Below are 24,719 nucleotides of genomic sequence, written 5' to 3'. Positions count from 1 at the left end.
CCCTTCATTTTGAAGAGGCAAAGGGACGCGTTCAGCGTCCCTTTGTTTTTTGGTCTATTTTTTTTGGTTCCATTTAAGGTGTGTTAAAATAAAGTTATCTAAATTAATGGAGGCCATTATGAGCGAAAAACTAATACTGATCGACGGTAACAGTCTGGCGTTCCGTGCATTTTACGCCCTGCCGCTGCTGAAAAACAGTGCCGGTATTCACACGAACGCCGTGTACGGCTTCACCCTGTTACTTGAAAAAATCATTAAAGATGAGCAACCCACTCATTTCCTTGTGGCGTTTGACGCCGGGAAGACGACGTTCCGTCATGAGACTTACCAGGATTACAAAGGTGGCAGACAGAAGACACCGCAGGAACTGAGTGAACAGTTCCCGTATATCCGAAAACTTGTAGAAGCGTATCACATCAAACATTATGAGCTGCCGAACTACGAAGCGGATGACATTATCGGCACTTTGTCCAAAGAAGCGACGGCGAACGGCATGAAGACGATCATCATTACTGGTGACCGCGACTTGACGCAGCTGGTCAACGAGCATGTCTCCGTCTACTACACGAAAAAAGGTGTGACTGATATCGATCACTATACGCCTGAGTTCGTCCACGATAAGTACGGCTTCGGACCGGAGAAAATAGTCGACCTTAAAGGACTGATGGGCGATACATCTGATAATATTCCGGGAGTGCCCGGCATCGGTGAAAAGACAGCGGTGAAACTGCTGCTTGAATACGGCACAGTCGAGGAGGTCATCGCCCACCTTGATGACATTAAAGGCAAGAAGCTGCATGAGAATTTGACGAATCATCAGGCGGATGCCTTGATGAGTAAAGAACTGGCGACCATTAATCAGGATGCACCGCTTGCTGTCTCCCTGGCTGAGACGAAGCTTACTGACGATTCCACGGATAAGAAGGTGGAACTGTTCAGGTCACTTGAATTCAAGCAGCTGCTTGGCAATATAGAGACGGCGCCCCGCGCAGAAGAAACAGCAGTTGAACTGTCGTCCATCGAAGAAATCGATCTGACAGGCAGGACGAGTGTATTCATCGACTGCTTTAAAGACAATTACTTAAAGAATGAGATTCTGCCGCTCGCTGTCAGTGACGGCCGGAAAGTCGCAGTCGTCGCTTGTGATGCGGTCGCAGCGCATGAGGCGCTAGCTAATTATTTAATGGATCCGTCAAAACCTAAAGTAGTTTATGACGCTAAAAAGACGACCGTGCTGCTGAACCGGCTCGGTGTTGAAATTAAAGGAATCGCATTTGATATCACGCTCGCAAGCTATTTGCTGGACCCGTCCAATACGATTATCGACGTCGCGGAAATTGCCCGCCTAGAAGGGAAGTCGCTTGCGACAAACGACCAGATCTTCGGCAAGGGTGCGAAGATGGCGGTGCCGTCTGACGACATCCTGCATGATTACTTTGCGCAGCAGGCTGCAGTAGTGCTGGAACTCGCCGCGCTGTTAACAGCGAAGCTTGAAGACAATGAGCAGCTGGCACTCCACGATGAACTTGAACTGCCGCTTGCATTAGTGCTTGCGAAGATGGAGATGCAGGGAATCACAGTCAATAAAGAGGAGCTTGTCACTATGCAGCAGGAACTGCAGGGACGGCTTGATACTTTGATTGCAGCGATTCATGCGCACGCCGGCCAGGAATTCAACATCAATTCACCGAAGCAGCTCGGTGTCGTGCTGTTTGAGGAGTTGCAGCTGCCGATCATCAAGAAGACAAAGACCGGTTATTCGACAGCAGTCGATGTGCTGGAAGCACTGCAGGGGAAACATCCGATCATCGATGACATATTGATCTACCGTCAGTTGTCGAAACTGCAGTCGACTTATGTCGAAGGGCTGCAGAAGATGATCGGTGAAGACGGCAAGATTCATACCCGCTTCAACCAAGTGTTAGCCCAGACAGGTCGTCTGTCCTCTGTTGACCCGAATCTGCAGAACATCCCGGTCCGGCTTGACGAAGGCCGCAAGATCCGGAAGGCCTTTACCGCATCGAGACCGGGCTGGGTCATCTTTGCCGCGGACTACTCACAGATTGAGCTGCGTGTCCTTGCCCATATTACAGGAGATGAGCGGATGTCTGACGCCTTCATTCAGGGCACGGACATTCATACGAAGACCGCGATGGAAGTGTTTGGTGTCGCAAAAGATGACGTGACAGCGAACATGAGACGTCAGGCGAAGGCGGTTAACTTTGGCATCGTCTACGGCATTAGTGACTACGGTCTGAGCCAGTCACTCGGCATCACAAGAAAAGCGGCGCAGAAGTTCATCGATGATTATCTGGCGAGCTTTCCGGATGTCAAGCAGTATATGGATGACATCATTCAGCAGGCGAAGCAGGACGGCTATGTGGCAACATTGATGAAACGCCGCCGTTATATCCCGGATATTTCATCCCGCAATTTCAATTTACGTGGATTCGCAGAGCGGACAGCGATGAATACACCGATTCAGGGCAGTGCTGCAGATATTATTAAGCTTGCGATGGTGAATTACGACAAGGCAGTACAAGACACTGATTTCAGCGCGGAATTACTGCTGCAGGTGCACGATGAACTGATCTTTGAAGTGCCGGAGGAAGAAGTCGAGGCGTTCAGTTTATTTGTCAAAGATATTATGGAGCATGCGCTGAAGCTTGATGTGCCGCTGCTCGTCGAATCCGACTACGGCAAGTCGTGGTATGATGCGAAGTAGCAGGAGAACTGAAGCGGTAGACGAGATGACAAGAGAAAGTTAAAGCAGGAGGAAGCTATGCCTGAATTACCGGAAGTTGAACATGTCAAACGCGGACTTAGTCCGAAGATTTTAGGAGAGATCATTACCGGCGTCACGTTCTCTGACAAAGTTACAGCAGGGAAAGCCGCGGGTAAACAGACGATTATTAAAGGGATAGACCTTAAGACATTTGAAGGAAAGATTATCGGCAGTACGATCAAGGCATTAGACCGCCGCAGCAAGTACTTGATATTCACGCTTGAGAACGAACTGCATGAACATTACATCATCAGTCATCTTGGTATGTCGGGCGCCTATTTTGTCGTCGACAGGCTTGAGGACATCGGGGTGCCGAACTATATCAATCACTGGCATGTCGCTATTCACCTGCAGTCGGGTAAGCAGCTGATCTACAGCGACATCAGACGGTTCGGCGAGCTGCGCTACATCGAACGGCTGGAATCAGCGGCGCAGATCATGGCGATTGCCCCTGAGCCGTTCGACGACGAGGCGCCGGCCTATTATTTGGATCAGCTGACAGCGCCGAAGTGGCAGGAGAAGACCATCAAAGAAGCAATCATGAACCATTCAGTCGTCAGCGGCTGCGGCAATATTTATGCATGTGAAGCACTTCATCTGTCCAGGATCAATCCGAATCATAAAGTGAAGCGGCTCAGCAAGGCGAAGCGGACTGAGCTGTTTGAGGCCATCGTCCATGTATTGAACGAAGGGATCAAATACGGTGGATCCTCAATATCAAGCTACCGTAACGTAGAAGGCAAGGAAGGCTTTATGCAGACACGATTCAATATATACGGCCGTAAAACATGTGGTACTTGCGGCGGCCCGGTCACAGCGAAAGTGATCGCCACACGGAACACGCATTACTGCACACATTGTCAGAAGTAGGTGAAGAGATGAAAGTGATAGGATTGACAGGCGGCATTGCGAGCGGCAAGTCCACAGTGTCCGAATTACTGAGAGGTTACGGTTTCGCGGTCGTCGATGCAGATGTCGCGAGCAGGACGGCTGTCGCTGCCGGCTCTGACGGGCTGCAGGAAGTCATCGCGGTGTTCGGCGGGGAAGCAGTAATCGACGGTGAAATGAACCGGCCGTATATCGGTCAGCTCGTCTTCAATGATCCGGAGAAACGTGCTGCCTTAAACAGCATTATTCATCCGCGGGTCAGAGAGATCATGGCACTTGAGAAGCGTGCTGCACTGCAGAACGGCCGGCACGTCGTTATGGATATCCCGCTGCTCTATGAAAATAAACTGGAAGCGACAGTCGATGAAGCATGGGTCGTCTACGTACCGGAGCATCTTCAGCTGGAACGGCTGATGAAGCGCAACGATATGACTCAGGAGGCAGCAGCTGCAAGAATCGCTTCTCAGCTCGCTATCGAGGAGAAGAAAGCCCGTGCAGATGTGGTCATTGACAACAGCGGTGACTTGCAGACGCTTGAACAGCACGTCAAAAAAGCTGTAGAACAGTTTTTTGAAAGAAACGAAAAAAAATAGCGGAAACCGCTTCCATCATACTTATATTGTGTTATACTATTGTAAGCAAATAGTATAACACAATAAGGGGAAGATGACATGACGACAAGAGTGGCAATTAATGGTTTAGGTAGAATCGGTAGAATGGTATTTCGTGCTGCGGCATTAAATAACGAACTGGAGATCGTAGCTATCAATGCAAGCTATCCGCCTGAGACACTTGCCCACCTCGTGAAGTATGATACAACGCATGGTAAATATGAGCTCGAAGTAGAGCCGGTTGACAACGGCCTGAAAGTAGACGGTAAGGAGATCAAGCTCGTGTCTGAGCGAAATCCTGAACGATTACCATGGAAAGAATTAAACATCGACATCGTAATTGAAGCGACAGGCAAATTCAATGATGCAGAGAAAGCAGCGGCACATTTAACAGCCGGCGCTAAAAAAGTACTGCTGACAGCGCCGGGTAAAGGCAATGTGCAGACCATCGTCCGCGGCGTCAACTGCAAGAAGCTGGATGTTGAAACGTTCGACGTCATCTCTAATGCGTCATGTACAACAAACTGTCTCGCACCAGTCGCTAAAGTACTGAATGAAAAGTTCGGGATTGAAAACGGTCTGATGACGACGGTTCACGCCTATACTAATGACCAGAAAAACCTGGATAATCCGCATAAAGACCTGCGCCGTGCACGTGCGTGCGCACAGAGCATCATTCCGACATCAACAGGTGCAGCGAAAGCATTGTCATTAGTGCTTCCGGAATTAGAAGGCAAGCTGCACGGCATGGCTTTACGTGTACCGACAACAAATGTATCATTAGTTGACCTTGTCGTTGACTTGAAGCAGGACGTGACTGTTGAAGAAGTGAACAATGCCTTCAAAGAAGCAGGCGAAGGACCGCTTAAAGGCATCCTTGATATTACATTCGAGCCTTTAGTGAGCGTGGACTTCAACACAAACCCTATGTCATCAATCGTAGACGGCCTGTCAACTATCGTCATGGGCGGCCGCAAAGTGAAAGTACTCGCATGGTATGATAATGAGTGGGGCTACTCAACACGCGTCGTTGAACTGGCATCATTGATGGGTGAGGCATTGAATGCAGCATCAGAGGATCTAGTAGAAGCATAATAATGAGGCTGATTGACAGCGCAGGAATCCTGACCAGGATTCCTGTTTTATGTTGGAGCGGGATGACAGAAACTGAATAGTTGCATCAGCAGTCATTTAATGATATATTATTTATACCAAGTATAAATAATATATCGAAGGATGGTCAACTACATGCAAGCATTAACAGGAATACACCATGTGACAGCAATAACAAGCAGTGCCGAGAAAATCTACCGGTTCTTCAACGATATTTTAGGGATGCGCCTTGTCAAAAAGACAGTCAATCAAGATGATATTCAGACGTATCATCTGTTCTTTGCCGATGATCAAGGAAACGCAGGGACGGATATGACATTCTTTGACTTTGCGGGTATACCACAGGGCGTCCACGGCACAAATGAAATTTCACGGACATCGTTCCGGGTGCCGGATGATGAAGCAGTCGATTACTACTTAAAGCGGTTTGAAACGTTTGACGTCAAGCACGAAGGAATTAAAGAGCAGTTTGGCCGCAAAGTGCTGCCTTTTGAAGATTTTGACGGTCAGCGCTATCAGATTATTTCGGATGAGCATGACCGCGGCACAGCTCCCGGTGAGCCGTGGAAAAATGGGCCGGTACCTGAGCGCTACGGTATTTACGGTTTAGGGCCGGTCATTATAGCAGTCAGCCAGTTCACGGCTTTCAAAGCAGCTTTTGAGCAGGTCTATTTATTTGAGGAGACGGCGAGTGAAGGTCAGGCGCATCTCTTTGAGACAGCTGAGGGCGGGAACGGTGCATCGGTTATCATCATTGATGACGCAGAGAGCAGCTCTGCTCAGCAGGGCTATGGTACGGTTCACCATGTCGCATTTAGAGTGCCGGATGAAGCCGGTCTGAATGAATGGATCGACAGACTGCAGGAATTTGGTCTGCCGAACTCAGGCTATGTGGACCGCTTCTTCTTCAAATCGCTGTATGCAAGACTCGCGGCACCTTTATTATTTGAGATTGCGACGGACGGCCCCGGCTTCATGGGTGACGAACCGTACGAAACGCTTGGTGAGAAACTGTCGCTGCCACCGTTTCTTGAATCACAACGCGCAGTGATTGAAGCGCAGGTCAGACCGATTGATACAGTGAGAAGCGTGAAAGGGAGATGACGCATATGAATCATATCATGAACAAGGGAACAACGGATAACACATTGCTGCTGCTGCACGGCACAGGCGGCAATGTGTATGATCTACTGCCTCTCGCCGCATTGATTGACCCGGCTGCCAATGTCCTCAGTGTCAGAGGGAATGTCAGTGAAAACGGCATGCCGAGATTTTTCAGAAGGCTCGCTGAAGGTGTGTTTGATGAAGAAGATTTAGTGGAGCGGACGCATGAACTGAAGGCGTTCATCGATGAAGCAGCAGAGGCAAACGACTTGAAGCGGGATAAAGTCATAGCGGTCGGCTATTCCAATGGTGCAAATATTGCAGCAAGTCTCTTGTATCATGACCAGGAGGCATTAAGTCATGCGATTTTGTTTCATCCGATGGTGCCGCTCCGTAACATCGAGCTGCCGGACTTGTCGGGCATCCATGTCTTCATTGGTGCAGGGACAAACGACCCCATCTGTACGCCGGAGCAGACTGAAGAGCTGGCAGAAGCGTTAAGAACAGCAGGAGCGGCAGTGGAATTATTCTGGCATCACCACGGCCATTCTTTGACTCAGGAAGAAGTGCGGCGGGCGGCAGCGTGGTATCAGCAGCTGTAAAGACAAACAGAACATAGGTATGACAAAATAAACCATCCGGCTTAATCTGGCGGATGGTTTTTTCTGTGCTTGTTCAGTCCCGATGAGCTTAGCAGTGCATAGCGGCGATTCCTTCTAACAGAGATTCTATGGCACACCTCTTTACGGATGTTTTAGTTTGAGCGGCACGTCTGTTAATGTGTCAACGACGGTCTGTGCCATAATGTCATAGCCGAGCACATGCGGATGCAGGCCGTCGTCTGAGAGCTCCGGATTGAGACAGTCGACGTCACCGGTCAGTGTCATACGCGAGTAATAGTCGATATATGGAATACGTTGACGCTGTGCGAACTGCTGTAACTCGTCATTGATGCGCTTGATTGTTGCAGCCCGCAGCTCGAATGACTTCAAGTGCCTGCGGTTGGTCGCTGTCACAGAAGTGATGGCCATCGGAATGTGCTGTGTCTCTGCCATGCTGACCATGTCTTTAATATCCTGTGTAATCTGCAGCACGAGCTGGTCGCTTGTTTCCTGGTCGAGCTGCTGGTCGAGGTCCTTCGTGTTGTTCACCCCGATGGAGAGGATGATGTAGTCCGGCTTCAGCTGCAGGGCATCTGCCTGAAAGCGGCGCTTCAAGTACATCGACCGGTCGTTGGAAATACCGCGGTTGATGATCCGTTTGCCGTTAGTCAGTTCAAAGTAGCTGTCAAGGTCCCAGTAGGCGGTGATGGAGTCGCCGATGAACAGCACGCCGACCGGGTCGTTATGATAGAGCAGTGCCTCATTTCTTCTGTTGAATTTATCCCGCTCTTTGTTGACGGGGTTGCCTTCTTCAAATTTCTCAAGTTCCAGTAGTTCAGGTCTCATATGGATGCCTCCTTGGTCATTTATACCCCGTTTAATGTTGTTATAACGGTTTTTAACTGTTCGTGAATCATGTATAATAAGATGATAACAATGAATGAGGTGAATGTCTTGAGATGTCCGAAATGCAGTTATAATCAGTCCAAAGTTGTGGATTCCAGACATGCAGATGACTTGACCGCTATTAGACGGCGCCGTGAGTGCGAGCAGTGTGGTGCACGGTTCACGACGTTTGAACGGATTGAACTCGCGCCTTTGATTGTCGTCAAGAAAGACGGCACAAGACAGGCATTCAACCGTGACAAAGTGCTCGGCGGCCTTGTCAGAGCGAGCGAAAAGCGGCCGGTTGCGTTTGACGACCTGGAAAAAATCACGAACGAAATTGAATTTCAGCTGCGTGAAAGCGGGAAGAACGAAATATCTTCTGTCGATATCGGGGAACGGGTCATGGATGAGCTGATGAAGCTTGACCAAGTATCTTATGTTCGTTTCGCATCGGTTTACAAGGAGTTCAAAGATGTGGATCAGCTGCTGAGCACTATGCAGGGGATATTAAATGATAAAGACAAGAAGTAGGTGTTGATGTGCATTATTTTTCCGGGTTAAGACCGGCTGATTCATTTATCGTCCATACAAACTATGTGCAGTCACCGCTGTCAGAAGATGTGCTGAAGCGGCTGTACATTCCGCTGATCGGCCTTGAAAGTATAGCGGTCTATCAGTATTTAAGCCAGTTCATCAATGGACGGCAAGTGTCAGAACCGGAGACCCATTATTTAATATTGAACGAACTGAAGATGAACTTAAGCCATTTTGAACAGCTGCGTGAACGGCTGGAAGCTATCGGGCTGCTGAAGACGTTTTTGAAGACCGGGGAAGCGCAGTGCTTTGTCTATAAGCTGATCAGCCCGGTCATGCCTGCCCAGTTTTTCAACGATCCGATGCTGTCGGTCTTTCTGTTTCAAGTCGTCGGCAAAGAGCGGTTCCACCAGCTGAAAAAGCATTTCTGCACGGATACGATCGACTTAACGGATTACCGCGATGTCTCCAAAAACTACATGGATGTCTTCGGGACACCGAAAGAGCCGGATGCCGGGATTTTCAAAGGCAATGAGACGATCATCAAGACGAATGACTCATTAGGCATCCCGGTCCATCAGCAGACGTTCGACTTCGACCTGCTCGAAATGCTGCTCAACCAGAATCTGATTACGCGGGAACAGCTGCCGAAAGCAACGCGTGATTTAATCACCCAGCTGTCTGTGCTGTATGATATCGCGCCGACAGAGATGCGGCGCATCATTCTCCGCTCGTTAAGCGCCGACCAGACGATTTCCCATGAAGAACTGCGGAAAAACGCCCGTGATTTCTATCAGCTGGAGCACGAAGGCAACCTGCCTGCGCTCACTGAAGCACGGCAGCCTGATGAAGTAGAGGATAAGACACAGCTGTCATGGTTTGAGATGATGGACACGACAAGTCCGGTCGCGATGCTCGCATCGACCAGCAAGTCGGAGCCGACAGCTAGACAGAAGCGCATGATCGAGTCGATCGTGGAACGGGAGAAGCTGCCGTTTGGTGTCATCAATATTTTGCTGCAGTATGTGATGTTTACTCATGATATGCAGCTGCCGCAAAGTTACATCGAAGAAATTGCCTCGAACTGGAAGAAGCTGAAGTTCGAATCAAGCAGGCAGGCGTACGATCATGTGAAGAAGCTGCAGAAACAGCAGGCGGAACGTCAATCAGAGCAGAAGCCGAGACGCACGCGCCCGTCGTATGAGAAGACGCCGGCCTGGGTCAGTCAGATGAAAGAAGGAAGTGCACCGGTCGCAGTAGAGACAGACCAGGCGCTTGAAGCAGAGAAGCGCAAGCTGGAAGAAGAACTGAAAAACTTCTGGAAGGAGGATGAACGATGAAGCCATTCAGCGCATTTTTAAGAGACAATCCGGGTATCGAAGCACGTATTGCAAAAGTGAAAGAGGAGACGCTGAACCATGCGGAAATCAGAGCGTTTCTAATGGAGCATCCGGACGTGACGGACGAGATGATCGATAAGGACTTATCAATCCTTCAGGAATATAAGGACCAGTCCAAAATGTGCGACCGCTGTGAGAGCTATGGCACGTGCATCAACTTCGTCAAAGGTCATACGCCTGTTCTTTATGTCGAAGACAAGCGTATCAGAATCGCTTATACACCATGTCCGAACAAGAAAGTCCACGAAGAAGAAGTGAAGATGAAGGAATATGTGACAGCGATGCACGTCCCTTATGAAATATTGAACGCCAAAATCAATGCGGTCGACCTTGAGACGACTGAACGGCTGAACATCGTCAGACAGGCGATGCAGATCTGCAACGATATCGCGGCAGGCAGGCCCGCGAAAGGCATGTATATCCACGGCAGCTTCGGCACCGGCAAGTCTTTCATTCTAGGAGCGATAGCCAACCAGCTGAAAGAGAAGCATGTGTATACGACAATCTTCTACGTGCCTGAATTCATCCGCGAGCTGAAATCAGGCTTCAGTGACAATACATTTGAGCAGAAGCTTGACCGTGTCAGAAAAAGCCCGGTGCTCATGCTCGATGACATCGGCGCGGAAGATTTGACGCCGTGGGTCCGCGATGAAGTGCTCGGCCCGCTGCTGCATCACCGTATGATGAACCAGCTGCCGACGTTCTTTTCGTCGAACTTCAACCTGGATGAACTTGAACATCATTTCTCCAACACAAGGAACGGTGTCGAGCAGACAAAGGCGCTCCGGATGATGGAGCGGATTCATGCGCTGAGCGATCCTTATCAGCTGTCCGGAAAAAATTATCGCCGTTCTTGAAAAATAGAATAGTCAGTGTATAATAGAACTATAATATTTAACAATAAGAGGACAAGATGATGCTGATGTCTTATCAAGCGAGCCGGAGGATGGTGTGAGTCCGGCTGAGCGCAGCATCATTACTCCCTTTTTCTATTGGCATTTAAACGATGCCCGGCTCAAGACCGTTATCTTATGCAGAGTTGCCGCAAGGCGATTAGGGTGGTACCACGGAAGACTCCGTCCCTTTTGGGATGGGGTCTTTTTGTATTCATAAATAATCAATCATTTAAAGGAGTGTTCATGATGAGCGAAATCAATATTAAATTTCCGGACGGTAATGAGAAAGTGTTTGACAGCGGTGTGACAACAGAAGAGATCGCAGGTTCAATCAGTCCGGGGCTGAAGAAGAAGGCACTGGCCGGTAAGTTCAATGGTCAGCTGGTGGACCTGTCCACACAGCTTGAGACTGACGGCGATATCGAAATCATTACACCGGAATCTAAAGAAGGTATCGAAGTCCTTCGCCATTCAACGGCTCATCTGATGGCACAGGCCCTGAAGCGTCTCTATGGCAATGTCCATTTTGGTGTCGGGCCGGTCATTGAGGAAGGCTTCTACTATGACTTTGATACTGACCATAAAGTTTCGAGTGAAGATTTAGCGGATATCGAGAAGACGATGCGTCAAATTGTCGGAGAGAACATCGCGATTGAACGCCGCGTCGTCTCACGTGACGAGGCGAAAGAAGTGTTCAAAGATGATCCGTACAAACAGGAACTGATCGATGCGATTCCAGCAGACGAGAACGTGACATTATATTCTCAAGGTGAATTCACTGACCTGTGCCGCGGTGTCCATGTACCGTCAACAGCGAAGATCAAGGAGTTCAAATTGTTATCTACTGCAGGCGCTTACTGGCGCGGTGACGCGAACAACAAGATGCTGCAGCGTATTTACGGCACTGCCTTCTTTGACAAGAAAGCACTGAAAGCACATCTGCAGGTTCTTGAGGAACGCAAAGAGCGCGACCACCGCAAGATCGGTAAAGAGCTGAATTTATTCGCGACTAACCCATTGATCGGTGCCGGTCTGCCGCTCTGGCTGCCGAATGGTGCAACGATCCGCCGCGAGCTGGAACGTTATATCGTCGACAAAGAAGTCGCACTCGGCTATGACCACGTATACACACCGGTCATGGGGTCAGTCGATCTGTATAAGACGTCCGGTCACTGGGATCACTACCAGGAAGATATGTTCCCTGTGATGGAGATGGATAACGAGTCACTCGTGCTGCGTCCGATGAACTGTCCGCACCATATGATGATCTACAAAAACGCGAAGCACAGCTACCGTGAACTGCCGATCCGTATCGCAGAACTTGGTACAATGCACCGTTACGAAGCAAGCGGCGCTGTATCAGGGCTGCAGCGTGTCCGCGGCATGACTTTGAATGATGCCCATATCTTCGTCCGTCCGGATCAGATCAAGGATGAGTTCAAGCGTGTCGTGCAGCTCGTCATTGATGTCTATGAAGACTTCAAGTTCAAGGACTATAAGTTCCGCCTGTCTTACCGCGATCCGGAAGACACAGAGAAATACTTCCAGGATGATGAGATGTGGGAACGTGCACAGCGCATGCTGAAAGAAGCAGTGGATGAGATGGGACTTGATTATGAGGAAGCGCCGGGTGAAGCGGCATTCTACGGTCCGAAGCTTGATGTGCAGGTGAAGACAGCACTCGGCAAGGAAGAGACATTATCGACTGTACAGCTTGACTTCCTGCTGCCTGAACGCTTTGACCTGACTTATGTCGGCAGCGACGGGGCTGAACATCGCCCGGTCGTCATCCACCGCGGTGTTATCTCAACGATGGAACGCTTCGTTGCCTTCCTGACTGAGGAATATAAAGGCGCTTATCCAACTTGGCTTGCGCCGAATCAGCTGGAGATCATCCCGGTATCGAACGAAGTGCATTACGACTATGCGAGAGCGCTGTATGACGAACTGAAGTCACAGGGCGTGCGCTGTCATATCGATGACCGTGAGGAGAAGATGGGCTACAAGATTCGTGAGGCGCAGATGAACAAAGTGCCTTATCAGGTGGTTGTCGGCGATAAAGAAGTGGAGAATAATGAAGTCAATGTCCGTCAGTACGGCAAGAAAGAATCATTGACGATGGAGCGCGATGAATTCATCTGGCAGCTCATCGACGAAATCCGCCTGAAAAAATAGTTGTGAAACCGTAATTAATACGGTATAGTAGAACAAAATATAATATTCCTCAAAAAGAGGTAGAGGTTGCAATGAAGATGAGTAACTCTGCAGATACGGTATCACGTAAATGACGCAGGACGAAAGGTGACATTGCCGAAGTGACTCCTGATGATAACAAGGAGCTGCTGGGCTGACGTAGAAGATATGTCAGACTGTCACATCCGTGATGCGCTACTTAAACCAATATATTGGTGTGCATCTATGGATGTGCACCTCTTTTTGTGTGACGAGAGGTGACATATGAGTAATACAGAAGTACAACGTAAATTAAAGCCCCGGCATATCTCGATGATCGCAATCGGCGGCTGTATCGGCACCGGCCTGTTTATGACCTCAGGCGGTGCTATAAGGGAAGCAGGTCCAGGCGGTGCGCTGCTTGCATTCGCCGTCATCGGTCTTATGGTCTTCTTCCTGATGACAAGTCTTGGTGAGATGGCGACCTACCTGCCGATTTCAGGGTCATTCTCAACTTATGCAACGCGCTTTGTTGATCCGTCCCTCGGCTTTGCCCTCGGCTGGAACTACTGGTTCAACTGGGTGATCACGGTCGCCGCTGATGTCAGTATCGCAAGTTCCGTCATCAAGTACTGGAGTGTCTTTGACTTCATGCCGGCATGGGCATGGAGCCTTGTGTTCCTTGCGATAATTTTCGGTCTGAATACACTCAGCGTGAAAGTGTACGGCGAGAGCGAATACTGGTTCGCCCTCGTCAAAGTAGTGACAGTTATTTTATTCATCGGAATCGGCCTCTTGACGATCTTCGGTATTCTCGGCGGCGAGTATATCGGCTTCTCAAACTTTACAGCGGGAGATGCGCCGTTTCTCGGACAGAATATGACGCAGTCGTTCCTGACCATTCTCGGCGTATTCCTTGTGGCAGGATTCAGCTTCCAGGGGACAGAGCTTGTCGGCATCACGGCCGGTGAATCAGAAGAGCCGGAGAAAACTATTCCGAAGGCGATCAACCAGGTGTTCTGGCGTATTCTGATTTTCTATATTCTCGCGATTCTGATCATCGGTCTGATCATCCCTTACACCAACCCGAACTTGATGGGCGGAGATGATATCGCGAAATCACCGTTTACGCTTGTGTTCGAGAATGCAGGTCTTGCGTTTGCCGCATCATTCATGAACGCGGTCATCCTGACATCGATCCTGTCAGCAGGTAACTCAGGGATGTATGCATCGACACGTATGCTGTATGCCATGGGTAAAGACGGTCTGGCCTCAAAGAAATTCTCAGCAGTGAATAAGCAGGGTGTGCCGATTCCAAGTCTGCTCGCAACATTTGTAGTAGTGATTCTGATCTTCCTGGTCGAGCGCCTTGCTAACGGTGCCTATGAATATATCGTCGCTGCAAGCGGGATGACCGGCTTCATCGCCTGGCTCGGTATAGCGGTCAGCCATTACCGTTTCAGACGCGCGTTTTACGCTCAGAACAAAGACTTATCTGTACTGAAATACCGCGCGAAACTGTTCCCGTTCGGCCCGTTATTTGCCTTTGCGCTCTGTCTGCTCGTTATTTTGGGGCAGGATGTGGATCTTGTGACCGGCGGTAAGTTTGAATGGAAGTCTGTCCTGATCACTTACATGGGAATCCCGGTATTTCTGTTCTTCTACTTCTATCATAAACTGAAATATAAAACGAAGAAGATTCCACTGACACAAGTCGACTTATCACAGTCCCACGATATGAGCGAATACGAAAAAATTAATGTTTGACATACGTCATTAATCCTGTTATACTTTAGTCTGTTGAATACGAAACGGACAAGTAGAAGCATCCCGCTTCTCACCCTGAAGACGCCACGAGCCGTTACAGGGTAAAATAACATGATTAAACATGTCTTGCGGGTGCCTTGTGCACCCGCGTTTTTTTTGTTCGTCGAGTAAATCCAATAGGAGGTGTCAATCATAGCTAAAGATCAAACGCAAATCAATGACAAAATCCGTGCAAGAGAACTTCGATTAATCGGACATGATGGAGAACAGCTGGGTGTAAAGACTAAGTTCGAAGCCCTTGAAATCGCTGAACGTGTGAATTTGGACGTCGTACTAGTTGCGCCGACCGCTAAACCGCCTGTTGCTAAGATCATGGACTACGGTAAGTTCAAGTTCGAACAGCAGAAGAAAGAAAAAGAAGCACGTAAAAATCAGAAGATTGTTGTTGTCAAAGAAATCAGATTAAGCCCGACCATTGAAGATAATGACTTTAATACGAAGTTGAAAAACGGTCGTAAATTCCTTGAGAAGAACGATAAAGTTAAAGTATCTATCCGCTTCAGAGGTCGTGCAATCACGCATAAGGAATTTGGTCAGCGAGTGCTTGAGAAATTTGCTGATGAGTGTAAAGATATCGCTACAGTGGAACAAAAACCGAAGATGGATGGTCGTTCGATGTTCCTGATGCTCGCACCAATCGTCGACAAAAAACAAAACTAGGAGGACAATACAATGCCTAAAATGAAAACTCACCGCGGAGGAGCAAAACGCGTTAAAAGAACTGGTTCAGGTAAATTGAAACGTTCTAGAGCTTATACTTCTCACCTTTTCGCAAACAAATCAACTAAACAAAAACGCGGATTACGTAAAGCGTCATTAGTCTCTAAAGGCGATCAAAAACGCGTTGCACAAATGTTAACATACGTAAAATAATAATAGGATTATACTAAGGAGGAATTATCATGCCACGAGTTAAAGGTGGAACAGTGACGCGTGCCCGTCGCAAAAGAACCATTAAATTAGCAAAAGGTTATTTCGGTTCAAAACATACATTATACAGAGTAGCAAAACAACAAGTAATGAAATCAGGTCAATATGCATACCGTGACCGTCGTCAGAAAAAACGTGACTTCCGTAAATTATGGATCGCACGTATCAATGCGGCTGCACGTATGAATGACATCAGCTACAGCCGTTTAATGAACGGTCTTAAAGTAGCCGGCATCGACATCAACCGTAAAATGTTATCAGAGATCGCAATCTCTGACGAAAAAGCATTTGCTGAGTTAGTGACTCAAGCGAAAAACGCTTTAAATAAATAATAGACGAAACCGCAGTGCTGACGTGCACCGCGGTTTTTTTATGTGGAATAACTGTAAAAATAAATATATTCTGAATGAATATGTCCGATTTTTCGTTTATCCTCTCAATGTCAGGGTATTTCTGATAGTAAGACGTCAATGAGGAGAGGAGGGAAATGATGGACCACTTAAAAGCATTAGTCGTGAAATTCATCGTGATTGCGCTCGTTCTGTTTATTGTTTTGACTTTAATCTTCAATGTGCCGTTCATGGACACGTTATGGATCAGTTTAGTGACAACACTGCTTGCCTATCTGCTCGGTGACCTCGGCATCTTCAATAAAGCGGGACGTTCTGGTGAATTCACTAAACGTAACGGCCTTGCATCATTAGCAGATTTAGTCCTGTCATTTTTAGTCATCTGGTTGATGGCAAGAGCATTGACAGGGAACAATGATGATATGTTCTGGCCTTCTTTATTGTCTGCTTTAGCAATCACTGGCGGCGAATGGCTGTTCTTCCACAAATTCGTCGACCGCACGGTATTCAACAGACCGGGTAAAGAAGTCGCTCACAATAATGCACATCGCTAGTTTGATCAAGGAGGCACAATAGTGCTTCCTTTTTTGTGTTGGCAATCATCAGATAACTCTTTATACTGGGAGTAATACAGACAAAGGGGATGTTTTTTTGGATCAACAGTTAGCGCGTTTCAAGGCTTTGACCGACTGCAATGCACCGTCAGGATTTGAAGGACCGATGACACGGCTCATGAAGAGCTACCTGGAACCGGTCGCGGATGATATCATCCAGGATAATACAGGCAGCATATTCGGCAGAAAGAAAGGGACAGGGAAACATGCTGTCATGCTGGCGGGCCATCTGGACGAGATCGGGTTTATGGTGACTGCTATTACTGATGACGGCTTCATCAAGTTCACGAACCTCGGCTACTGGTGGGCGAACGTCATGCTCAGCCAGAAAGTGACGATCACCGGCAGCAGAGGAGCGGTCAGAGGGGTCATCGGTGGTAAGCCGCCGCATGTACTCGGTGTCCAGGAGAAAGAACAGGCAGCCAGCGTCCCGAATATGTTCATAGATATCGGCGTGGACTCAAAAGCTGAGGTGCTTGCTACCGGTATACGGATCGGTGACGCCGTGACGCCGTACAGTGAGTTTGAAGTGATGACGAATCCCGACTATCTGCTGGCGAAAGCATGGGACAACCGTTTCGGCTGTGCGCTCGCTGTTGAGGCGCTGGAAACATACAGCAATGAGGAGATCACAGTAGTGGCAGGAGCAGTCACGCAGGAGGAGACGATGTCACGCGGCGCAAAGACAGCAGCACACACCGTGAAGCCGTCTCTTGCTATTGCGCTTGACGTCGGCCTCTGTACAAAGACACCCGGCATGAGCGGAAGCACCAAGATGGGTGACGGCCCGATTGTTGTGCTGATCGATGCGTGGCATATTTCGCATCCATCGTTCAGACGGTTCGTCACAGATGTGGCAGAGAAGCATGACATCAAGGTTCAGTTCGATTATCTGACCGGCGGCTATACAGATGCCGGGAACATCGCGCAAAGTTTAGACGGCATACCTGCTCTATCTATCGGTGTCCCGACGCGCTATATCCACTCCAATGTGTCAATGATGAACCGACGTGACTATAATGGTGCGCTCGAACTGGTCAATGCAGTGCTCGCTGAACTCACGGATGATAGAGTAGACCAGATCATTGAGCAGACTTACGAGCATCTATCATAAGTGCTATCATTTTTGTACTGATCGGATGAAAAGATACCGCGAAAAAAAGACTGCCGAGGCAGTCTTTTTTTATCACTCAATATCAAGGTCCAGCATCTCAATCTTCAAGAGATCCAGTATGCCGCTTGATTCACTCGGGAAAGCGAAGATCATCAGATTGAGGTCTTTCGCTGACAGTTCCTTCTCGACGATAAAGGTCATGATGTTGATGAGATCTGCTGCGTTATGACCAAAGATAGCAGCACCCGCCACATGATTTTTCTTATCGAGAGCAATCACCATTTCAGCATCCAGTTCATTCTTATACTCAAAGCGCATGTATTCGCCGAACTTAATGGTCCTGATCTTATAACCTTTATCCTCAGCCTCGCTGATCGGCATGCCGACCTGTGACAGACGGGGCAGAGTATAAGCGACTGAAGGAATCGCCGGATACTTGATCGGCAGAAGTTCGAGCGCTTTCTTCGGACTGAAGAGTTTGGCTTCACGTGCGATGATCTGAAGGGCGATATAATTCGATTCAAAGCTTGCAGTCGGCGTCAGCTTAGGAATGGATTTGTCCAGCACATCACCGCTCGCATAAATATGCGGAACAGACGTCTGCAGATGAGAGTTGACTTTGATCCCTTTATCACTGTAGTCGATGCCCACTGTCTCAAGGCCGATGTTCTCAACGTTCGGCACACGGCCAGTCGCATCAACGATATAGTCAGTCTCTAGTGTCGTTCCTGATTGGGTCGTCAAGGTCAGACGGCCATCCTTCTCTTCGACTTTCTCTGTATCTTCATTGAAGTGGAAGGTAACGTTCTCCTCCTCCAGCTTGTCGATCAGCATTTTGACATGGGGCTGGTGGAAGGCTTTCAGAATCTTGTCAGAGTGCACAATGACATGGACTTCTGAGCCGAATTTGCTCGCAATAGAAGCGAACTCAATACTGATATAACCGCCACCGATGAAGGTAATATGCTCAGGGAATGATTTTAGATCCATAAAGTCACGGCTGTCACGGAGATGTTCCTGACCTGGGATATTAAGCCGATGACTGCGCTGACCTGTCGCGATGACGATATATTTAGCCTGATAGGACTGATCGCCGACCTTCACCGTGTGTTCGTCTGTTATCAAGCCTTCGCCTTCAATGATCTCAATACCGGCTTTGTTGAAGACTTCAGCGAGTCTATCTTTCTGCGGATCAATGACCTTATGTTTGTAGCGCATCAGATGCTCCCAGCTCACCTCAGGACGGTTTGTGAAGATATCACCAAGACGGTCGATATCATCCAGCACCTCAAACGGTGACTCAAGCAAAATCTTCGGATTACAGCCGAAGTTGGTGCATGTGCCGGCTAGCGTATCCTTTTCAATCAGTGCGACTTTCATCTTCTGGCTGGCAAGCGCCACTGCTGCGTGCCAGGCTGCATGACCACTACCGATAAATATGACATCATACATTATTAGGTTCCTCCTTATAAAATAGGTTGCTTTAGATTTATTCCCTTTTAATCCATTATCAACCGTTAAAATGTGACAAAATAACAATATAATGAAATAGATGACGAGTATCTCACGTCTTTGAATTAGTTTATAATAAAGATAACAATAGAGTGAATGGAGTGATGATATGGAACTCATCGAATCAGTACAGAATACGAGAATCAAGAACATTGCAAAACTGCATACGCGTAAGGACCGCAAGAAGGCGCAGCAGTTTCTTGTGGAAGGTTATCATCTGGTGGAAGAAGCCGTGAAGAGCGGCCTTGAAGTGGAGACCATACTGAGTGTCAATCCCGATGATATCTCTGAAGAAATGGTGGAAGCGAGCAAGGAGCAGTATCAGATCACATTCAAAATCGCCGAGAAACTATCTCAGACAGAATCACCGCAAGGGATATACGCCGTCTGTAATATGCCGCAGCACGAACTGGCTGACTTCAAGCAGCTCGTCTATCTTGACCGCATCCAGGACCCGGGCAATGTCGGAACGATCATCCGCACAGCAGACGCAGCAGGACTGGACGGCGTCGTTATCTCAAAAGGGACAGTCGACATCTATAACGACAAAGTGCTGCGCGCGAGTCAGGGCAGTGTCTTCCATCTGCCGGTCATAGAAGCAGACTTCAGTGAAGTGAAGGAAGACTTCTCGGGGAAAGTATTCGGCACAAGTCTGAAGGACGCAAAAAACTATAAAGACGCAGCAGTGCCGGAGTCATTCATGATTGTGCTCGGCAATGAAGGACAAGGTGTTGACGAAGAGATTCTGGCGGCAGCGGACGAGAATCTATATGTCCCGATTTACGGCCAGGCAGAAAGCCTGAATGTCGGGGTCTGCGCCGGTATTCTGATGTATCATTTCAAAGGCTGATCAAGTGCCGCAGCTAAAATGTCTGACAAATAACTCTGACTTTATTAGAGTAGACACTAATTCAATAACTGATAGAACGGTGTAGTCGTCGGCAGACTGGAGACAAATAGGAGAGAAAACATTATCACATCTCTCAATACTATAAGACAGGCACTAAATAATGTGGGATAAACATTAAATATTCCTTAAAAATACAAATATTACTATTGAATACCACCTTTATCATTTATACTAACAGTATAAGGATGGAGGTGGCTTTTTAATGAACAGCTTTAAAGCAGCATGGCTTGATTACTTCCGCAATTTGGTCAATTTCACTGCGCCGATTACGGAAGAAGCGTATAAAAATCAGCTTTGGGTAGGGCGGTTGACAATTCTGCCCTTCATACTTTTGATGTTTGGATTGACAATGACCTCAGATTTAAATTCAAATGGGTTTCTGTTCTTTCTAGTGACCGTGATACTTGTTGCTATTGTCAGTTATCCGACTGAAATGAGAATGTTTCATATGCGGGGGAAATCGCCATTACTTTATCAGGTGACGCATCTTATATTTTTTATCGCTATACTTGGCTATTATATTTATGCAGTGATGACGCACCAGCAACTAACGTTGCTCGCAATTATGTTGGCATATTTGATACCGAGTTTCACGACATTGGGTAACTATTACTTTAAATAAGCGGCAGGAGAAAAATTATGACAGAGAAAATCACTTACAAAGAGGCCTGGCAGGATTATAGACGCAACTTTTTCAAGCCGAAAGCACCCATCAGCTATCAAATGTATGATAAGCATAAAACCATGTTTTTACCGCTGTTTACAATACTATTTATAAGCTGGGTGATCTACAGTTTTATATATGGCTTACACGATGAAGCGTTCTATAATCTGCCGCAAAAGGAACTGGATCGGCAGTTGTTCTGGGATTCGTTTGGAACGGGTGTATATATCATCGGCTTTTTAAGCATATTGATTTTAACAACTCTGCCGACGGAACTCAGGATGTTTCATAAACGGGGAAAGAACGCTGGACCTTATATAGCCGTCGTTTTGGTTGCTGTTATTGGCAGTGCTGTTTATCTGATGGCGATGCTGATGTTGAAGATGCAGCCTCAGATCCTGCTGGTTATGCTGCCTGTATATGCCGCAATCTTCATGACCAATACTGGCTACGTCAATAAAATTAAAAAGAGGGGATGGCGAGAATCATGATAAATAGAGAAGAGGACATAATGGAGGAGAAATCAAATAAAAGCGGTGATAAAGTGCTGATGTTCTTCATGGCACTCTTAGGCATCAGCTTCATCGTTAACAACCTTACACCTTATAAAATAGGTATTGTGGGTGATATTGCTGTATTTGGAATAGCGATTACGATTATTGTCTTATCCTGGGTTGAAAGAAGCACAGTAAAAGTGATGCTCTCGTTTGTGTTTCTCCTTGTAATCATAATCATCAATATTGGAATCAGGATTTGATGAGATGGATAAATTTCACGACGAGTATAATTTACGTAGCTCAACTAGCTATTACTTTTCCAACACATTTAACTTCAAAGACTGGGACAATGACAGCCGCTATAAGTATCATCAATGGATTACTTTGGTGTTGTTGCTTATTTGCTTAGTTCTTCCACATATAATCAGTTCTGCTGATTATGACAGTGTACTTGATGCTAAATCTAAAGAGTCGATGATTGATGAACATGCCACACTCGCTCTGTATATCTACTATTACTCATTTGTCTTTTTTCTGTTTACAATCGCAAGTGAGATAAGAAGATTTCGTTTTCTGCAGAAGAGTCCTCTATTATATTTATCCGGTATTGTTCTTTATACCATAATTGCCGGCATAATGATTTATCATGCGAGTCATTCAGACAATTATATTTCAGTAGATTTATATGTGATGTATCTCTATATGATGACATTATTTCCGACAATTAATAATTATAAGTCGTTCAAACCAGTTGATAAAGAAGAAGGGAAATTATGACTGATGAGAAAATCATTTATAAAGAAGCATTGATAATTAGAACCAATCATGAAAAATAAATCTATAAAAGGAATAAGGAAGTTACCGAACCGATTAAGTGTGGCTTTATTCAAAGAATCTATGCTAGAAAGAAGAGAAGATTAATATGACCCGAACACTTAAACAACAGCGGGATTTATTTTTTGTTTCATCGAGTTTCTACAATAAGATAAGTGATCTGCTTCTGGACATGGTTATAGTTCCGAAATCAGAGTTTAAGAACCATACTATCTATAATTCGATTCATGCAAACTGCTGTTATAAAGCCTGGCAGATAAATTATGAATTTGTCATTGTTGCGTAGGAAGGTTGGTATGAGCTACAAACAGTTGCATTCCAAAGAGAACTTTTAATGGAACAAGTACAGGCAGGATCGAATATGATTGATGGAAATAACCTCATTACTATTCATTACTGGGATTCTTTAAGTGCGGTAGACCAGAGCAGATTAATTGGTCTTAATGATGAGCAGATCAATAGTTATACTTCAATTAATGAGCATTTTGAGAAATGGAACGGGGTTTGGATCGTCTACACTTGATTGGACAACTCCTATGAGGGAGGTTATTGTTAAATCAAAGAAAGTAGGCGATTTTTTATGGAAAGAACTAGAAGAACATTTACTCCCGAATTTAAATTACAGATGGTCCGACTGTTTGAAAATGGTAAGTCAAAGTCTGAGATTGTACGCGAATATGACCTGACGCCTTCGGCATTGGACAAATGGGTGAAGAATCATCAGTCCACCGGTTCTTTCAATCATATTGACAATCTGTCAGATGAAGAAAGAGAACTGAGAAAACTACGTAAAGAAAACCAGCAGCTCACGATGGAGAATGATATTTTAGTCTTGCAGCGCTGATCATGGGACGAAGATAGATGTCATTCGAAAGAATGCCAAAAAATATTCAGTATCAGCAATGTGCAAAGTCCTGCAGATCTCTAGAAGCACTTATTATTATGAAATGAATAGACAGACTGGCGGAGGAAAGGTACATTCTGACAGTGAGCTCAGTAATGAAATTGTTCGAATCTTCAACTCCAACCGTAAGTGTTATGGCACTAGAAGAATCAAGAAATAAAAACTGTTCAATAATCTGTTGACAGACCAATGTTTTTAAGGAAATTTCAAGAATAGATTCACCAAAACCCATTTCTGGTAGGACAGAAATGGGTTTTTTAGTGGGCTTTGTCACCTACTTATTTTGCTTATCCTTATTATTTAGCCAGTAAGTAAAGTAACCAACTGTGCAACTAATGATGAATAGGAGACCTACTATTGAGCGAAACAATTCAGTCTTACAATTAAACATATGGTTTTAGATGCTAGCTTCTGAATTGTTATTTTATCAAAGATCAGGTTCCAACTGTTCTTAATTTAAATTAGACTCAGCTTCCTTTTTCAATTTATAGAATTTATAATAGCTATTCGAAAAGAAGAAGATGAATATAATCAATAAAACTGGAAATGATATTCTCATTAAGGCGAAAGGTAGTTCAAATAGAAATGCCTTCCAGAACCATTCTCTAGGCATATCCCAGAGCCCAGGCGTTAAGAATATTTTATTTAAATGAGGTGCACCTAAGTAAAAATAGAATAGGAAAAGGAGTGCCATCATGCCTGTATAGTTCATCATTCTCTTACAGTATTGGACTCTGGAGAAGCTATCAGAGTTTAGTACATCGTTTCCTGAGCGGATGCGCTGCCAGATATGTATGCCTGTCAATCTGCTGCCGCTCACTAATTCCCATCCCATGTCTTCGTGAAGAATCAGATACTCGTTATAGTCCTTCGCTGAAAAATGATCCCGATAATCCAATCTGATCACAAAATCTTCTTTTGTCTTCTGAAAAGTATATTTATCAAGAGCGGATTTTTTAGTCAGATAATAACCTTGGGCCAAAATATGATTCAGCCATTCTTCCTGCTTCATAGGATCAAGAAACCATTTCGTAACCTTCATTATTAATCCTCCATTTCATACAGAGATAAAATATGATTTAATCGTTTTTTCTCATGTTCTAAAACTTCCAATCCTTCGTGAGTAATATGATAGATTTTACGTCTATCCATGATATCAACTTGTTTAATCCAGTGATGTTTTGATAAATTGTCCAATGCTCCATAAAGAGTACCAGGGGCCAGAATTACAGTCATATCACTCATCTCCTGAACTTCCTGCATAATAGCATAGCCATGTTTCGGTGTACGTAACGCAAGTAATATATAGTGCATGGTTTCAGATAACGGTAAAAGTTTATGCTTCATAATTTCTCCTCATGCAGTTTGACTAGTCAGTTGAACTTAATATAAGGATAACAGATTTCAATACTAAGTTCAACTGAATAATGGGAAATTATAGTTTTTTGGTAACATTAACAACTGTTTATAATTAATTGTCCTATAAGGATAATTGACAGGATTATAATATGAGATAAGTTAAAGAAGTCAGAGACTATGATTGAAGTAGAATCACCTGACATTTTAGCAG

General features: G+C 46.2%; 27 protein-coding genes, 1 riboswitch and 1 other annotated feature. Of the genes, 23 read left to right on the top strand and 4 right to left on the bottom strand.

What is annotated here, in order from left to right; translation table 11 throughout:
* The first annotated feature begins 118 nt into the window (after positions 1–118).
* The 6 genes from polA (at position 119) to KFV11_RS07610 (ending at position 7,103) form a co-directional block, all read left to right on the top strand.
* Complete coding sequence (gene polA, locus KFV11_RS07635) at positions 119–2,725, top strand: DNA polymerase I (RefSeq protein ID WP_254249620.1); 2,607 nt, start codon at positions 119–121, stop codon at positions 2,723–2,725.
* A 57-nt stretch (positions 2,726–2,782) separates the two neighbouring features.
* Positions 2,783–3,655, top strand: a complete 873-nt coding sequence (gene mutM, locus KFV11_RS07630; protein ID WP_149458379.1) for a bifunctional DNA-formamidopyrimidine glycosylase/DNA-(apurinic or apyrimidinic site) lyase — start codon at positions 2,783–2,785, stop codon at positions 3,653–3,655.
* Between the two features lie 8 nt (positions 3,656–3,663).
* A complete protein-coding gene (gene coaE / locus KFV11_RS07625; protein WP_254250610.1) occupies positions 3,664–4,266 on the top strand; it encodes a dephospho-CoA kinase in 603 nt (200 codons plus the stop codon).
* Between the two features lie 78 nt (positions 4,267–4,344).
* Positions 4,345–5,379: a glyceraldehyde-3-phosphate dehydrogenase gene (locus KFV11_RS07620; protein WP_149458380.1), complete on the top strand. Its 1,035-nt coding sequence runs from the start codon at positions 4,345–4,347 to the stop codon at positions 5,377–5,379.
* Between the two features lie 153 nt (positions 5,380–5,532).
* Positions 5,533–6,501 (top strand): ring-cleaving dioxygenase, encoded by a 969-nt coding sequence (locus KFV11_RS07615; RefSeq protein WP_149458381.1) that lies wholly within the window; start codon positions 5,533–5,535, stop codon positions 6,499–6,501.
* Between the two features lie 5 nt (positions 6,502–6,506).
* A complete protein-coding gene (locus KFV11_RS07610) occupies positions 6,507–7,103 on the top strand; it encodes an alpha/beta hydrolase (RefSeq protein ID WP_254249619.1) in 597 nt (198 codons plus the stop codon).
* Between the two features lie 141 nt (positions 7,104–7,244).
* Here the strand turns inward: KFV11_RS07610 and KFV11_RS07605 are convergent, their stop codons facing one another.
* Entirely contained in the window at positions 7,245–7,949 is a 705-nt protein-coding gene (locus KFV11_RS07605; RefSeq protein ID WP_254249618.1) for a GDSL-type esterase/lipase family protein, read from the bottom strand.
* Positions 7,950–8,057: 108 nt separating this feature from the next.
* Between KFV11_RS07605 and nrdR the strand changes: the two genes are divergently transcribed.
* From nrdR to KFV11_RS07555, 10 genes are all read left to right on the top strand, one after another.
* Positions 8,058–8,522, top strand: coding sequence for a transcriptional regulator NrdR (gene nrdR / locus KFV11_RS07600; RefSeq protein WP_149458384.1), 465 nt, complete (start codon positions 8,058–8,060; stop codon positions 8,520–8,522).
* 8 nt (positions 8,523–8,530) lie between these two features.
* Positions 8,531–9,865, top strand: a complete 1,335-nt coding sequence (gene dnaB / locus KFV11_RS07595; RefSeq protein ID WP_149458385.1) for a replicative helicase loading/DNA remodeling protein DnaB — start codon at positions 8,531–8,533, stop codon at positions 9,863–9,865.
* Complete coding sequence (gene dnaI, locus KFV11_RS07590; RefSeq protein WP_149458386.1) at positions 9,862–10,782, top strand: primosomal protein DnaI; 921 nt, start codon at positions 9,862–9,864, stop codon at positions 10,780–10,782. The genes dnaB and dnaI overlap by 4 nt, the downstream gene beginning before the upstream one ends.
* Positions 10,783–11,067: 285 nt before the next feature.
* Positions 11,068–12,996 (top strand): threonine--tRNA ligase, encoded by a 1,929-nt coding sequence (gene thrS / locus KFV11_RS07585; protein WP_254249617.1) that lies wholly within the window; start codon positions 11,068–11,070, stop codon positions 12,994–12,996.
* Positions 12,997–13,048: 52 nt separating this feature from the next.
* Positions 13,049–13,220, top strand: a riboswitch (Lysine riboswitch).
* 58 nt (positions 13,221–13,278) lie between these two features.
* The gene (locus KFV11_RS07580) at positions 13,279–14,760 is read left to right on the top strand and encodes an amino acid permease (RefSeq protein ID WP_254249616.1); all 1,482 of its coding nucleotides are present in this window, start codon (positions 13,279–13,281) and stop codon (positions 14,758–14,760) included.
* A 44-nt stretch (positions 14,761–14,804) separates the two neighbouring features.
* Positions 14,805–14,923 (top strand) — a sequence feature (ribosomal protein L20 leader region).
* Positions 14,924–14,943: 20 nt separating this feature from the next.
* A complete protein-coding gene (gene infC, locus KFV11_RS07575) occupies positions 14,944–15,480 on the top strand; it encodes a translation initiation factor IF-3 (protein WP_149458389.1) in 537 nt (178 codons plus the stop codon).
* Between the two features lie 12 nt (positions 15,481–15,492).
* Positions 15,493–15,693 (top strand): 50S ribosomal protein L35, encoded by a 201-nt coding sequence (gene rpmI, locus KFV11_RS07570; RefSeq protein ID WP_012657249.1) that lies wholly within the window; start codon positions 15,493–15,495, stop codon positions 15,691–15,693.
* Positions 15,694–15,722: 29 nt separating this feature from the next.
* Positions 15,723–16,082 carry a 50S ribosomal protein L20 gene (gene rplT, locus KFV11_RS07565; RefSeq protein ID WP_149458390.1) on the top strand — a complete coding sequence of 120 codons (360 nt, stop codon included), beginning with the start codon at positions 15,723–15,725 and terminating at the stop codon, positions 16,080–16,082.
* Positions 16,083–16,240: 158 nt separating this feature from the next.
* A complete protein-coding gene (locus KFV11_RS07560; RefSeq protein WP_149458391.1) occupies positions 16,241–16,654 on the top strand; it encodes a YndM family protein in 414 nt (137 codons plus the stop codon).
* A gap of 97 nt (positions 16,655–16,751) precedes the next feature.
* Positions 16,752–17,828 (top strand): M42 family metallopeptidase, encoded by a 1,077-nt coding sequence (locus KFV11_RS07555; protein WP_254249615.1) that lies wholly within the window; start codon positions 16,752–16,754, stop codon positions 17,826–17,828.
* Positions 17,829–17,900: 72 nt separating this feature from the next.
* On the opposite strand, the gene KFV11_RS07550 is transcribed toward KFV11_RS07555, so the two are convergent.
* Positions 17,901–19,280 carry a dihydrolipoyl dehydrogenase family protein gene (locus KFV11_RS07550; protein WP_149458392.1) on the bottom strand — a complete coding sequence of 460 codons (1,380 nt, stop codon included), beginning with the start codon at positions 19,278–19,280 and terminating at the stop codon, positions 17,901–17,903.
* Positions 19,281–19,449: 169 nt separating this feature from the next.
* Between KFV11_RS07550 and KFV11_RS07545 the strand changes: the two genes are divergently transcribed.
* The 7 genes from KFV11_RS07545 to KFV11_RS07515 all read left to right on the top strand — a co-directional run bounded on the left by KFV11_RS07545 (position 19,450) and on the right by KFV11_RS07515 (position 23,089).
* Positions 19,450–20,190, top strand: coding sequence for a TrmH family RNA methyltransferase (locus KFV11_RS07545; protein WP_254249614.1), 741 nt, complete (start codon positions 19,450–19,452; stop codon positions 20,188–20,190).
* Positions 20,191–20,452: 262 nt separating this feature from the next.
* Complete coding sequence (locus KFV11_RS07540; protein WP_254249613.1) at positions 20,453–20,872, top strand: hypothetical protein; 420 nt, start codon at positions 20,453–20,455, stop codon at positions 20,870–20,872.
* Positions 20,873–20,889: 17 nt separating this feature from the next.
* On the top strand, positions 20,890–21,405 hold the full coding sequence (locus tag KFV11_RS07535) for a hypothetical protein (protein ID WP_254249612.1): 516 nt from the start codon (positions 20,890–20,892) through the stop codon (positions 21,403–21,405).
* A gap of 20 nt (positions 21,406–21,425) precedes the next feature.
* Entirely contained in the window at positions 21,426–21,671 is a 246-nt protein-coding gene (locus tag KFV11_RS07530) for a hypothetical protein (RefSeq protein WP_254249611.1), read from the top strand.
* A gap of 214 nt (positions 21,672–21,885) precedes the next feature.
* Positions 21,886–22,188 (top strand): hypothetical protein, encoded by a 303-nt coding sequence (locus tag KFV11_RS07525; RefSeq protein WP_254249610.1) that lies wholly within the window; start codon positions 21,886–21,888, stop codon positions 22,186–22,188.
* A gap of 391 nt (positions 22,189–22,579) precedes the next feature.
* Positions 22,580–22,768: a hypothetical protein gene (locus KFV11_RS07520; protein WP_254249609.1), complete on the top strand. Its 189-nt coding sequence runs from the start codon at positions 22,580–22,582 to the stop codon at positions 22,766–22,768.
* A gap of 57 nt (positions 22,769–22,825) precedes the next feature.
* Entirely contained in the window at positions 22,826–23,089 is a 264-nt protein-coding gene (locus KFV11_RS07515) for a transposase (protein ID WP_254249608.1), read from the top strand.
* A gap of 511 nt (positions 23,090–23,600) precedes the next feature.
* Here the strand turns inward: KFV11_RS07515 and KFV11_RS07510 are convergent.
* Positions 23,601–24,191: a DUF2812 domain-containing protein gene (locus tag KFV11_RS07510; RefSeq protein WP_254249607.1), complete on the bottom strand. Its 591-nt coding sequence runs from the start codon at positions 24,189–24,191 to the stop codon at positions 23,601–23,603.
* Positions 24,192–24,193: 2 nt separating this feature from the next.
* A complete protein-coding gene (locus KFV11_RS07505; RefSeq protein WP_149458411.1) occupies positions 24,194–24,496 on the bottom strand; it encodes a PadR family transcriptional regulator in 303 nt (100 codons plus the stop codon).
* Positions 24,497–24,719: the final 223 nt, after the last annotated feature.

The sequence above is a fragment of the Macrococcus equipercicus genome (assembly GCF_024205945.1).
Taxonomy (GTDB): Bacteria; Bacillota; Bacilli; order Staphylococcales; family Staphylococcaceae; genus Macrococcus; species Macrococcus equipercicus.
Note: the sequence above shows the minus strand (reverse complement) of the source record. Positions and strands in the feature narration are given on the sequence as shown.